This window comes from Gammaproteobacteria bacterium (assembly GCA_028819075.1).
In the GTDB taxonomy this organism is placed as follows: Bacteria; Gemmatimonadota; Gemmatimonadetes; order Longimicrobiales; family Gaopeijiaceae; genus BD2-11.
This window is the reverse complement of record JAPPMM010000053.1, coordinates 1-13,259: the sequence shown is the minus strand read 5'-3', so window position 1 is coordinate 13,259 and position 13,259 is coordinate 1. Positions and strand designations below refer to the sequence as shown.

General features: G+C 69.9%; 8 protein-coding genes. 1 reads left to right on the top strand and 7 read right to left on the bottom strand.

The features are described from left to right. Positions 1–53 precede the first annotated feature (53 nt). From OXU32_15215 to OXU32_15185, 7 genes are all read right to left on the bottom strand, one after another. Complete coding sequence (locus OXU32_15215; protein MDE0075305.1) at positions 54–4,979, bottom strand: NAD-glutamate dehydrogenase; 4,926 nt, start codon at positions 4,977–4,979, stop codon at positions 54–56. Beyond that, on the bottom strand, positions 4,976–5,710 hold the full coding sequence (locus OXU32_15210) for a glycosyltransferase family 2 protein (protein ID MDE0075304.1): 735 nt from the start codon (positions 5,708–5,710) through the stop codon (positions 4,976–4,978). Before OXU32_15210 ends, OXU32_15215 begins: the two co-directional genes overlap by 4 nt. A 1,251-nt stretch (positions 5,711–6,961) precedes the next feature. Then, a complete protein-coding gene (locus tag OXU32_15205) occupies positions 6,962–8,530 on the bottom strand; it encodes a glycosyltransferase (GenBank protein MDE0075303.1) in 1,569 nt (522 codons plus the stop codon). Between the two features lie 33 nt (positions 8,531–8,563). Then, positions 8,564–8,815, bottom strand: coding sequence for a hypothetical protein (locus OXU32_15200; protein MDE0075302.1), 252 nt, complete (start codon positions 8,813–8,815; stop codon positions 8,564–8,566). 30 nt (positions 8,816–8,845) lie between these two features. Next, positions 8,846–9,037, bottom strand: a complete 192-nt coding sequence (locus OXU32_15195) for a hypothetical protein (GenBank protein MDE0075301.1) — start codon at positions 9,035–9,037, stop codon at positions 8,846–8,848. Further along, positions 9,034–9,321, bottom strand: coding sequence for a hypothetical protein (locus OXU32_15190; protein ID MDE0075300.1), 288 nt, complete (start codon positions 9,319–9,321; stop codon positions 9,034–9,036). Before OXU32_15190 ends, OXU32_15195 begins: the two co-directional genes overlap by 4 nt. Then, a complete protein-coding gene (locus OXU32_15185) occupies positions 9,321–10,190 on the bottom strand; it encodes a polyphenol oxidase family protein (GenBank protein MDE0075299.1) in 870 nt (289 codons plus the stop codon). The genes OXU32_15190 and OXU32_15185 overlap by 1 nt, the downstream gene beginning before the upstream one ends. A gap of 114 nt (positions 10,191–10,304) precedes the next feature. On the opposite strand from OXU32_15185, the gene OXU32_15180 reads away from it, so the two are divergent. Further along, positions 10,305–13,259 (top strand): 2-oxoglutarate dehydrogenase E1 component (locus OXU32_15180; GenBank protein MDE0075298.1); only part of this gene is annotated, 2,955 nt, incomplete at its 3' end.

The window sequence follows — 13,259 nt, the reverse complement described above, 5'->3', positions numbered from 1 at the left end:
CAGTCGGGGGCTGCCGGCAGTCCGTCACATCCGGGCTGGCGGCCGGGTCCCGGCTACGGTTCGCCCTCTCCCGAGCCTTTGCCGGTGCGCTCGGAGAGCACCATGATGGCTCGCACCGCCACCGCCAGCCCCGACAGCGTGAGGGTGCTCTCGGCGCGCAGTTCCGTGAGCAGCTCGCCGAAGTAGGCCACCTCCCGGCTGCGCAGCGTGGTCAGGACATGCGCAACGCCGCCGGCCTGCGCGTCCCGCCCCGCCGCCGCGGCCGCCGAGAAGTTGGCGATTCGGTGGTGCGCACGCGTCAGGTCGTCGTTCAGCGCCCGCGCGGCGCGCTGCTCCCAGCGTTCGTCCCGAGCGCACTCGTCGATCGCATGGCGGAGCCAGGGAATCTCCAGTAGCTCCGACACCGCGTAGTAGGCCCGCGCCGCGTACACCGGCGCCGTGCGCGTGTCCCGCGCCACGCGCAGGATGTCCATCAACTGATCCAGGAAGCGCAGGGTGGCCAGCGCTGGTGCGATATCCGCGGCCGGCCCGACCTCCTGGATCTCCGACACCAGCCGCTCGAAGGTCAGCCGGTCCTCGCCGCTCACGACGCCGGGGAAGATGCGCTGCAGCTCGCGCAGCGTACCGAAGTTGCCGCCGACCAGGCTGTCGATCTCCTCGCGCTCGGCGTTCCCCAGTACCCAGCGGGTCGTGCGGTCCAGCACCCGGCCGAGTTCCCTGTACCACCGGTACGCGACCGCCGTCCCCGCATCGCGCTCGCGCTCGCGCAGGTCGGCGAGGAGCTGCCCGTGCCCCGAGAGCCGGGAGGCCACCAGCCAGGCGCGCGCCACCTCGTCCGCGGACGCCCCCGAGTCGCGCATCATGCGATGCACGAATCCGGCGCCCATCAGGTCCACGAGGTCGTTGGTGAGCTGGCTGGCCACGATCTCGCGCCCCAGGCGGTGGGCGGCCAGACCGGTTTCGCCCGCTGTGTCGACGGCCACCGGCGGGAAGTAGCGCGCCAGGTAGCCGCTCGCGACCGGGTCGTCGATGAGCGTCCCCTTCAGCAGGCGGCGCATCAGGTGGAGCTTGGCGTGCGCGAGCAGCACGCACAGCTCCGGCCGGGTCAGGCGCGAGCCGGTCTCGTCGCGCTCGAGCAGCTGCTCCCAGGTGGGCAGATGCTCGCGGGAGCGGTCGAAGAAGCCGTCCCTCTCCAGCTCCGAGATGAGCTGGCGAAAGTCGTCGACTCCCTCGCGGGCGCGCATGACATCGAGTGACACCGCCAGGCTCTGAGAGGCGTTGTCGAGCAGCACCTGGTCGCAAACGGGTTCCGCCAGGTCGCGCAGCATGCGGTTGCGCTCCGCTCCCGTCATGCGCCCGTCGTCCACCACTGCGTTGAGCAGGATCTTGAGGTTGACTTCGCGGTCCGACAGGGAAACGCCTCCCGAATTGTCGAGCGCGTCCACGTTCAGGCGTCCGCCGGCCAGCGCGAACTCGGTGCGCGCCCTCTGCGTGAGCCCGAGATTGCCGCCCTCGCCCACGACCTTGACGCGCAGCTCGCTCGCATCCACCCGCACCGGGATGTTGGAGGGGTCGGCGACATCGGCGTGGGTCTCGTCCGAGGCTTTCACGTAGGTGCCGATTCCCCCGTTCCAGAGCAGCTCGGCGTCGGCCTGGAGCACGAGCCGGACCAGCTCCTCGCCGCTCACCCTTCCGGGATCCCGCGAAATGCCCAGGGCCGTGCGCGCTTCGGGTGAGAGCGCGACCTCCTTGGAGCCGCGCCGCACGATGATGCCGCCGGGGCTCATTGCGCTCGCGTCGTAGTCCGCCCAGGAGGAACCGCGCTGGTGGAACAGCCTCTCCCTCTCTACGAAGGATGCGCGCGGGTCGGGGTCGGGATCGATGAAGATGTGCCGGTGGTCGAAGGCCGCGATGAGCCGGATGTGCGGCGAGAGCAGCATGCCGTTGCCGAACACGTCGCCGCTCATGTCCCCGATGCCCACCACGGTGAAGGGCTCCGACTGAATATCCTTGCCCATCTCCCGGAAGTGGCGCTTCACACACTCCCACGCGCCGCGCGCGGTGATCGACAGCTCCTTGTGATCGTATCCGTTGGAGCCTCCGGAGGCGAAGGCGTCGTCCAGCCAGAAGCCGTAGTCGTCCGCGACCGCGTTCGCGATGTCGGAAAACCCGGCGGTGCCCTTGTCGGCGGCCACCACCAGATACGGGTCGGGGTCGTCATGGCAGACCACGCCGTCGGGGGGGACCGGCGTGCCCCGGTGCAGGTTGTCGGTCAGGTCCAGGAGCCCGCGCATGAGGGTCCGGTATTGCCGTTCGACCTCGCTGCGGGTGGCAACAGAGAGGGACGGCTGGTCGAGGATGACGAAGCCGCCCTTGGAGCCGGCGGGGACGATCACAGAGTTCTTGACGATCTGGGTTTCCGCGAGCCCCAGTACCTCGGTGCGGAAGTCGTCCGGGCGGTCGCTGTAGCGGATGCCTCCCCGGGCGACGCGCGCGCCCCGCAGGTGCACGCCCTCCATCCGGGCCGAGCGCACCCACGCCTCGAAGAGGAGACTGGTGCGGGTCAGCGAGGTCAGCGCGCGCGCCATCACCTTGAACGACATGTACGGCACACCCCCCGAACGCCGCGTCGGCGTGCGCCCCCCGGTCGCGTAGTAGTTCGTGCGTACGGTGGCTTCGATCAGCGTCAGCAGATGGCGCAGCGCGCGGTCGTCGCTCAGCAGGTAGACGTCGTCCAGCGCCGCGAGCAGCTGCGCGCGCGTTGCTTCCATGCCGGCCTGCCGGCGACCGCGCGCCGGTTCCCGCGGGTGGAAGCGGGTCTCGAACAGGCCGAAGAGCAGCCGGGCGATGCGGGGATAGTTGAGGAGGGCGTCGACGATGGAGTCGCGGCTCGGCACCGCGCTAAGCTGGAAGGCGTAGCTCGCGTAGGCCCGCAGTACCTCCACTTCCCTCCACGCCAGCCGCGCGGTGGGCACCAGGGCGTTGAGCCGGTCGTTGGTGGCATCGCCCGCGCTCACCGCCAGAATGGTGTCCACCAGGACCGGGCCGACCTTCCCGAGATCGAGCGGAGACTTGCCGGAGGTCTGCACGGCGAAGGTATGGACGGCGCCCTCGGGCACTCCGGATCCCCGGACCTGGGCGGGCTTTTCCGCGATCACGCGCAGCCCCGCGTTCTCGAGGATGGGCATGAAGTGCGACAGGACCAGGCGGGGCCCGAGCCGGTAGAGGCGAAGCTCGGTCACGCGGTCGCCCGGGGCCACGGCGCTCTCATCCGGGTTGGAGAGCGCGATCGACAGGCTGCGCCCGTCGGCGACCATCGCCTCCAGTTGCAGGATGTCGCGGGCGGCCGCGTCGGGGTCGGCTACGGCCCGATAGTCCGCGCCGAAACCGGCGGCGTAGCGGTGGGCGAGCCGACGCGCCTCGCCCCGCGGCCTGACCTGTCCCAGCTCGTCGCCCACCCGGTCGGTCCAGTCGCGGGTGAGTTCCTGCACGAGCCGCTTGAGCTCGACATCGGTGACGACGTCCAGCAGCTCGGGACGCACCCGCAGGTAGAAGTGGAGCCGCGCCTGCTCTCCGCCGCCCATCGCCAGATGATAGTTCAGGACCTCGCCGCCGAGGAGGTTGACGAACGCGTTCTCGATCGCCTTGCGCGCCTTGGCGGAGAACTTCTCGCGCGGGATGATGACCATGAACGACGCCCCCCGCCGGAGCCGGTCCTCCCGGCGGGTCACCTGAACCCCGGTGGTGTGGTACGACGTCAGCGCGGTGCGGACGTCCTTGGCGATTTCCCGTGCCGAACTGAGGAAGAGCTCCTCCTTCGGCATCGAGTTGAAGATCGTGTTGATCTCCTTGTAGTCGTGGGCTCCCTTCTCAGCCCCGGCATCCTCCAGGATCCAGCGCAGCTTCCGGCGCAGGATGGGGATCCGGTCCGCGTGGTCGCCGTACGCCTTCGAGGTGAAGAGCCCGAGAAAGCGCTCCTCTCCCACCTGTCGTCCCGCCCCGTCCAGCTTCTTGACGCCGATGTAGTCCATGTGCGCCAGCCGGTGCACGGTGGAACGGGTGTTGGTCTTGCCGATGAGCAACAGGGGGCCGTCGGCGAGGAGCTGGCGCAGGGTGTCGGGCATGGATGCCAGTGGCACCGGCTTCACGTAGCCCGAACGCTCTTCGTCGCGAAGGATGCCGAGTCCGGAACCGCGCTCCACCATCACGTGGGGCTCGCCGGTGTCCGGGTCGTCGGCGATGTCGTAGCGCCGGTGACCGAGGAAGACGAAGCCGTCGTCGCGCAACCAGGCGAGGAAGGCGCGGATCTCGTCGAGTTCGCCAGCGAGGTCCGGCAGCTGGCGGGCGCGGGCCTCCAGCGTGCTCATGGACCGGTCCAGCGCCGCCAGCATGGGCCGGAAGTCGTCGGTGGCACGCACCACGTCCTCGAGACGCTGCTCGAGTTCCCGCTGAAGCGATTCGAGGACGGCGGGATCGGTCACGCGCGAGATCTCGCAGTGGATGAGCGATTCGCGCTCCTCCGCGTCGGCGGGCGGCACGATGCGCAGGATGCGGCCCTCGTGGCGCACGATCCCCAGAAGGGGGTAGATGAAGTGCTCGATGGTGAGATCGCGCGAGTGCAGGTGCTCGCGGATCGAGTCGACGATGAACGGGCGCTCGCCCACGTTGGTGCGGATGACGGTCACGGGAGCCCGCCGCCCTTCCGGCTCCGCGGCGGGGTTGAAGACCTGCACGTCCACCCGGTCCGGCCGGCTCCGCTGCAGGAAGGCGAAGGCGTCCGCCGTCAGCCGCGCGAGCGTCACCGGGTTACGCTCGCGGAGATAGAGGGCGGGCGCTCTGGCGAGGAAGAGCGCCGCGAAGTCCGCCGCGAGCTCGGCTTCCCCATAGGGGAGGATGCGCTGCAGTCGGCCCCGGACGTCGTCGATTACGCGGTTTGTGTCCCGCGCGCGGTGCATGACCTGGGTATCTGTATCGTTCATCTGTATTGTCTCACGGACATCAATCTCTCGCGGGCGAGAGTATAGAACATCTTGGCGCCGGCCTTGAGGGAACCGCTCAGCGTACCGCTGATCTTGGAAACACCCCCCGCCCGGCGAGTGTACGGGACGTCGATCTCGACGATGCGCTGGCGGAGCCGGCCGGCACGGATCTGCATCTGCAGGGTCCAGCCCCAGTCGCGGTCATCCATGTGCAGCTCGCACAGGCGATCGTAGCGAATGGCGCGGAAGGGAGGCATGTCGCGGAAGCGAAGGCCGAAGAGAAGGCGCGCGCACATGAGCACGACCTGGTTGCCCATGCGCGCGTGCAGCGGCACCCCGGGCGGGTCGCCGGTGCGCACCCCCAGCACCATGTCGGCTGCGCCCGAGCGGATGGGCTCGATCAGCCGCCCCAGCCCGGAGGGATCGTCGCTCCCGTCCGCGTCCAGGAAGACCACGATGTCCGGAGGCCGCCGGGCCAGGTGGCGCATGCCGGCCAAGCAGGCGGAGCCGTATCCGAGGCGCGGCTCGGTCACCACGACCGCTCCCAGATCGCGCGCGATCCGCGGGGTGGCGTCCCGCGAGCCGTTGTCGGCGACCACGATTTCGTCGACCAGCCCGGCCGGGAGCGCGCGCATCACCGACCCGATGGTCGGCTCCTCGTCGAGCGCGGGGATGAGCACGGCGACGCGGCCGGTGACGGGGGGTGCCTGTGATGGCGGGGAAGGAGTCATGCCGGGCCGGCCGTCAGGAGCGCAGGAACGGTGAATCGGCTGCCGAGCGGGGGCGCGCGGACGCTGATCGTGCTGGGCCTTCTGGAACTTGTTTTTCTGACGGCTGCGGGCTGGTGGCCCGAAGCCGGGATTCCGTTTCCACGCCTCGCGCTCCTTGCCGGTGCGTTCGCGGTCTACTGGGGGGCGGCGCGCGCCGCGTTCGGCGGGCGTGTCGACATCCGCCTCATCTGGGGCTTCGCCATCCTCTTCCGCGTGGTTCTACTCCCCTGCGTTCCGTTTCTGTCCGACGACATCTACCGCTACCTCTGGGACGGACACGTGCAACTGGCGGGCATCAACCCGTACCTGTACCCCCCTGATGCGCCCGAACTCGAATCGATCCGCACCGCGTGGCACGCGCGCATCAACAATCCGTCCATTTCCACCATCTACCCGCCCTTCGCGCAGGTGGTGTTCGCGGCGGGCGCGCTCGCCGGCGGGTCGCTGCTCGCGCTCAAGGTATTGTGGACGCTCGCCGACCTGGCCACCTGCCTGCTGCTGGCAAAGATAGCCCGCCGGACCGGGCGCTCGGTTCCCGGGACCCTCGTGCTCTTCGCCTGGTCGCCGCTGCTGGTGGTCGAGACGGCCTGGAGCGGTCACTTCGAGTCCGTCGGCATCCTTCTGCTCGTGGTCCTGGTTTTCCTCGCCCTGCCCGCGCCCCGCGCCGGATCCGCCCACGGCTCCCCGGACGAGCCCGGCACCGACCCCGTTTTCGGCGACGCCGATCCCGCCTCCACCCGTCCGGGTTTCGCATCGAGGTCGTGGGTGCCCTGGACGATGGGTGCCGTGCTGGCCCTCGCGACCCTCACCAAGTTCGCGCCCATCGTCGCGCTTCCGGCGCTCATCCGCCGTTACGGGGTGCGCCTGGCGGTGGCGTGTGCAGTGGTCCTGGTCCTCTTCCATCTCCCCTATCTCGAAGCGGGATCCGCCCTCTGGGCCGGTCTCGCCACCTATGCGGAACACTGGCGCGCCTACGAGGGAGCCTTCGCGGTCATCGAAGCCGTTGTGCCCGGACCGATCGCGCCGCGTTATCTGGCCGGGGCGCTCGTGCTCGCGGTCGTGGGCTGGGCGACAATCAGGAACCTCGACGCGGAGCGGGCTCTCTTCTGGATCCTCGGAGCCGGGCTGCTGCTGTCGCCGACCTTCCATCCCTGGTACGCGCTCTGGATCCTGCCCTTCGCGGCCCTGCGCCGGAACCGCGCCTGGATCCTGCTAAGCGGCCTCGCATTCGTCACGTACCTGGGTCTGGGTCCGTACCTGGAGACCGGCGAGTGGCCGAGGCCCCTCTGGACGGTGCTCCTCCTCTGGCTGCCCTTCTACGCGCTGCTGCTGTGGGATGCGCGGCCCCGTTCCGAAGCGCTTCAGGCCGCCGACCCCCAGGCTCCAGTAGCCCAGGGCAAAGAGCATCAGGAACGGGATCGACGCGTATAGCTGAGCCTGCAGCGCGGCGCCCACGAACAGGCTCATCACCATCGCCATGGCCAGCTTGAAGAGGGTGTCCGGGGTCTGGCTTCCCGGCCGTTCGCGAAAAACCCCGCCGCTGCCCTTCTTGGGCGTTCGGGCGAAGCTGTCCCTGCGGCCGGCCAGGCCGCGCAGGACCGCCCGCGTCGCCGGCGCCGTCAACCCGACGCCCGTGGCCAGGGTGACGGCCACCGACGGCACCAGGTCGCCCCAGGGGCGGCTCCGCTTTCGGCCCGCGGCCGTGTAGTAGATGACGAAGGGAATGGTGGCCAGGAAGAATACGACCAGATCGATGAAGAGGAACTCCTCCCCGCCGAGCGCGCGCCGGGCCAGGGCGGAGGGATAGATCAGGAGTCCGAGGAGCAGCGTGAGCGGGTAGGCGATGTGCCCGCACAGATGGATCACCGCTTCCTTCTTCACCGAGAACGGCCAGGGCCCGCGCAGCAGTTCGGGGAGGAGCTTGCGCGCCGTCTGAATCCCGCCCTGGGACCATCGCCGCTGCTGGATTTCGAAGGCGCCCGTCTGGTCCGGAAGCTCTGCGGGAACGCCGATGTCCTCGAGGAAGACGAAGCGCCATCCCCGCATCTGCGCGCGGTAGCTGATGTCGAGATCCTCGGTAAGGGTGTCCGCCTGCCATCCCCCCGCGTCCTCGAGGCATTCGCGCCGCCACATGCCCGCGGTGCCGTTGAAGTTGAAGAAGAGCCCCCCCCGGTAGCGTCCGCCGTGCTCGAAGAAGAAATGCCCGTCGAGAAGGAGGCCCTGAGCACGGGTGAGCCAGTTGGCGTCTTCGTTGAGATGATCCCAGCGGGCCTGCACCATCCCCACCCGGGACAGCCGGAAGGGCGGCAGCAGCTTCCGGACGAGGTCCGGCTCGGGCACGAAATCGGAGTCCAGCACGAGCAGGAACTCGCCCTGGGCACGGCGCACGCCCGCGGCCAGAGCGCCCGCCTTGAAGCCCGAGCGCTCCCGGCGGCGGATGTGGCACACGTTTACGCCCCGCGCCCGCCACCACGCCACCCGCCGGGCAACGAGCTCCACGGTCTCGTCGGTGGAATCGTCCAGCACCTGGATCTCCAGGGCGCGCGCCGGATAGTCGAGCGAGCACGCGGCGTCGATGACCCTGCGGGCGACCGGAGCCTCGTTGTACAGGGGAAGCTGGACGGTGACCGGCGGCAAACGGCCGGACCACCTGCGCGGCAGCTCCGGCGGTGGACGGCGGCTGAGCAGCAGTAGATACGTCCGGTGGGCGGCGAAGGGCAGCAGCAGGGCCAGCACCGCGAGGGAGAGGCCGATGATCGTCTGCGCCAGGAGCTCAGGCACGGGCTCGCTCAGGCGATGCGGGGGCGGGGGAGATCACGCGTCGGCGGCGTGCTCGACGATGTCCGCGCTCCAGGTGATGTCGATGGCGTCACGCAGGCTCGCGGCCGTGGGACACTTGTCGACATGGCTGGCGAGGGCCCGGTCGGTGGGCGCGCGCGATCCATCGGGGATCGAGAGCCGATAGTGAACGTGAATGCGCCTGAGCACCGGCAGCCTGCCGGCCACCTCGTTGAAGCCTTCGGCCCGGGCGCTGATCTGGTCCGGGGTGAGGCTGATCCCGCGCACCTCCAGTGCGCCGTTGAGAGTTCCGAGCAGTCAGCCGCCCGCGGCGGCGACGACGTAGTCCACGGCGAGCGGCTGATCCGGTTCGGCATCGAGCCGGTAGTGGCTCTTGACCGGCCCGTGGACGCCGAGTTCGACCGTGGCTCCGGCGGGAAGCCGGGCGCGTCTGCGAGCGCCGGCCACCTTCTCGAATTCCACTCTGGACACGTAGAAGGGTTCGCTCATTCTTCGGTTCTCCCGGTTCGGTTTCGTTGCTGGTTCGCGCTGTCTGGAGCCTGTGGCTCCTGGTCCGTGCGGTCCTCGTCCATCCGTCCGGCCGCGGCGTGCTCGAATCCCGCGCAGCGAGCCACCGGGAGGCGCGGATAGCGCCGGAAGCGCGCATCCTCGGCCGAGAGCCGGCAGAGCCAGAAGATGGAGCCTCTCCGGTTGCCCGTCACCCTGCTGTGCGCGCACACCGAGCAGAGCCCCACCAAGGGGTCCGCACGCAGGTCCTGCAAGGAGCGGTCCACTAGCGGTCTTCCACGGGCTGCCGGTGCGGCTGCTGGCGATGGTCGTCGAGCCATTCCCCTCCCGGGGGGACGGAGTCGTCCGGCGTGATGCCCAACACCGCGATCTGGCGCCCGGCGTCCCCGCCTCTGTGCGAGAAGAATGGCGCGTCCGCGCACCGGGTGCAAAACGAGGAGGTCGTCAGGTGTGCGGGATCGGCGCCGGCGGCAAGAGCGCGGTCGGCCAGCACGCGCCGCAGATCGACCGGCTGGCCGCGGGAAGCCGGCCGGGGCAGCCCCAGCGCCTCGTGTACTTCCCGGCCCACCTCGTAGCAGCGCCCGCAGATGGCCGGTCCCATGTGCATGTGGGTCTCGCGCGCATGGGTTCCGAAGTCCCGTTCCAGCATCACGAGGCCCGCTTCCAGGATGCCGCCCGCGACCCCCCGCCACCCCGCGTGCAGCAACATCACGGCCCGGACGCGGGGCGCGACCACGAAGACGGGCACGCAGTCGGCCACGGAAACCGCGAGCAATGTCCCGGCCCGCCGCGTGGCGTGCCCGTCGCAGGGCGGGGCCAGGAGGAGACCTGGCGGGGTCGCCTCGTGCAGGGTGACCGCGCGCCCGTGGATCTGGCGGGCGTGCACCATGCTGCCGCATCCCGTGTCCTCCGCCAGAGATTCCCACCGCTTCATGACTTGGCCCGCAGGCGCGCCCGTGAACAGTCCGAAGTCGGCGTCGGTGCCGGTGCGCACCGTGGTCCCCTGAACGACCCATGGAAAGGCGCGCGCCCACTCGGGGTGCACGCGCATGGGAATCCGCCCATGCCGCATCGCCTCCGTCACCCGGCGGACGGGTTCGCTGCCCGAGCGGGCGCCTGGCTGCGGAAGGGGCAAGCTCTCTCCGGGATAGTGAGGGGGGGACGCGCGATCCGTACAACTTGGAAGGTGTTCCGGTTATCTTCCACTCCCCCTCAAGGTGCCGTCCGCCCGGAACGACCTCGCCATTCCATGCCCTCGTCCGAACTATTCAGCGGGCCGAACGCCGGATACGTGGAAGAGCTGTTCCAACGTTATCTGGCCGACCCCGACTCGGTGTCCGCCCATTGGGGCTCGGTTTTTTCGAAGGAGGCGTCGGAACGGGGCCTGGCGCCAACCGCTGCGCCCGAGCCCGCCCGTCCCGCCGCGCCATCCCGGCGGCCGCGCCGCGGCTCCGAGTCTGCGGCCGCGATGGACGCGGTTTCCGGCGCCGCCCCGCCACCCGCGCCCGCCCCTCAGCGCAGCGCCACCCTGCGCGCGATGCAGGAACTCCTCCACCTCGTCGCCCGGGCCACGTCGCTCGTGCAGGCCTTCCGCGACCACGGGCACCAGTTGGCCCGCATCGACCCGCTGGGGAGCGATCGCCCGGGGCACCCGCAGCTCGATCCCTCCTTCTTCGGCACCAGCATGGAGCAGCTGGAGGCTCTCCCCGCATCCACCGTTTTCGGTGACGATGGCGACGAACGCGTACCGGACTACCTGAAGCGGCTGGAGCGTGCGTACTGCGGGTCCATCGGATACCAGTTCGAGCACCTGGAGTCGCCGGAGCGGGTGCGCTGGCTCTGGAACCAGGTGGAATCGGGCGCCCACGCCCAGCCGCTGACCCGCGCGGAGCAGGTGGAGCTGCTGACCCGCCTCGCCCGGGTGGAAGGTCTCGAACAGTTCCTGCACCGGGTCTATCCGGGACAGGTGCGGTTTTCCCTCGAGGGCAACGACATGCTCGTGCCCATGGTGGACCTGGTGCTCGAGGTGGCGGCTGCTCGGGGATGCCGGGAGGTCGTGATGGGGATGGCCCACCGGGGCCGGCTCAACGTGCTCGCGCACAGCGTGGGCGTCGGCTACGACGAGATCCTGCGCCAGTTCGAGGGCGCCGCCCCGGCCCCGGACGGCATCCTCACCCTTCCCGACGACGAGAGCGGGATCGGGGACGTGAAGTATCATCACGGCGCCACCCGCGACCACGTCCTGCGCGACGGAAGCACCGTGCGGGTCACGCTGCTTCCCAACCCCAGCCACCTGGAGTTCGTCAACCCGGTGGTGGCGGGGCTGGCCCGGGCGCGCCAATTCGCGGGTCCCCGGCAGGATGACGCACAGGACACGGCCGCGGTGGTGCCCCTCCTCATCCACGGGGACGCCGCCTTCGCGGCCGAGGGCGTGGTAGCGGAATCGCTCAACCTGGCCCGGCTGGCGGGATACGCGACGGGCGGGGTGGTCCACCTGATCGTCAACAACCAGATCGGCTTCACCACCGACCCGGAACAGGGTCGCTCCACCCGCTACGCCTCGGATCTGGCAAAGGGCTACGACATCCCGGTCCTGCGCGTAAACGCCGACGATCCCCCCGCCTGCCTCACCGCGATGCGCCTGGCGATGGCGTACCGGGCGGAATTCCACGACGACATCGTGGTGGACCTGATCGGGTATCGGCGCCACGGGCACAACGAAGGGGACGACCCGGCCTACACCCAGCCGCGGCTGTACCAGCGCATCCGCGCGCATCCCACCGTGTTCACCCTGTACGCAGAGGCGTTGGTGAAGGCCGGCGTCGTGACCGCGGACGAGGTCGCAGCGGCCCGCAGCGGCACCACCGATCGCCTGCGGCAGGCGCTGGTCGCGGCCAGCGCGGCGAAGCCCTCCGCTGAATCCGGGCAGGCCGGGACGGGCTCATCCGAACCGTCCGCGGAAGACGCGGCCCGCCCGGACGGGGATGTCGTGGGGGAAGCCGATGGGGATCCGACGGAAGCCTGGGACCGGGATGCCCGTCCGACCGCCGTCCCGTTTGCGACCCTCGCGGAGATCAACGCCGCCTCGATGGCGGTGCCGGAGGACTTCTCCGTCAACCCCAAGCTGGGCCGGCAGCTGGAAAGGAGCAGGAGCGGCTTCACTGCGGAATCGTCGCTCGACTGGGCCCACGCCGAAGCGCTCGCCCTGGGTTCCCTGCTCCGGGACGGGATTCCCATCCGCTTCAGCGGGCAGGACGTGCAGCGCGGGACCTTCAGCCACCGCCACCTCGTGTTCCACGATGCCGAGACCGGCTCGGCGCACGCGCCGCTGGCGGCCATGGACGGCGCCCGCTTCGAGATCCACAACTCGCCGCTGTCGGAGACCGCGGTGCTGGGCTTCGAGTACGGCTACAGCGTGGGCGCGGACCGCGATCTGGTCATCTGGGAAGCGCAGTTCGGCGACTTCGCCAACGTGGCCCAGCCCATCATCGACCAGTTCGTGGTGTCGGGACAGTCGAAATGGGGACAGCTATCGCGGCTGGTGATGCTTCTGCCGCACGGCTACGAAGGCCGGGGGCCGGAGCATTCGAGCGCCCGCCTGGAGCGCTTCCTCCAGATGTGCGCCGCCGGCAACATGCGGATCGCCAACCCCACCACCTCCGCCCAATACTTCCACCTGCTGCGCTACCAGGCGCACACCCCCGAGCGTCCGCTCGTGGTCCTGACCCCGAAGAGCCTCCTGCGCCACAAGCTGGCCCGCTCGCAGGCCTCGGAACTCACCGGCGGAGGCTTCCGTCCGGTGCTGGCCGAAGACGAGGGGGACGAAGCCCGCCGATCCGCGACCCGGCTCATCCTCTGCAGCGGCAAGGTCTACTACGATCTGCTTGCGAGCGAAGAGCGCGCCAACGCGAAGGATGCGATGGTTGCCAGGGTCGAGCAGCTCTATCCGTTCCCGCGGCGCGAGATCGCGGAGTTGCTGGCGGGCCTGCCGGCCCTTGGCACGGTCGTCTGGGCACAGGAAGAGCCTCGCAACATGGGCGCCCGCCCGCATGTCGCACCCCTCCTGCGGGCGCTCATGCCCGAAACCCTGACGTTACGGCGGATCGCTGGGGGCGCAAGTCACGGCGGGAAATCGTCTAAAGTCAACCAGGACTGCACGATCTGCGTTTCCTGCCGTTGTACTGGACCCTGCTGGACCGTGCCG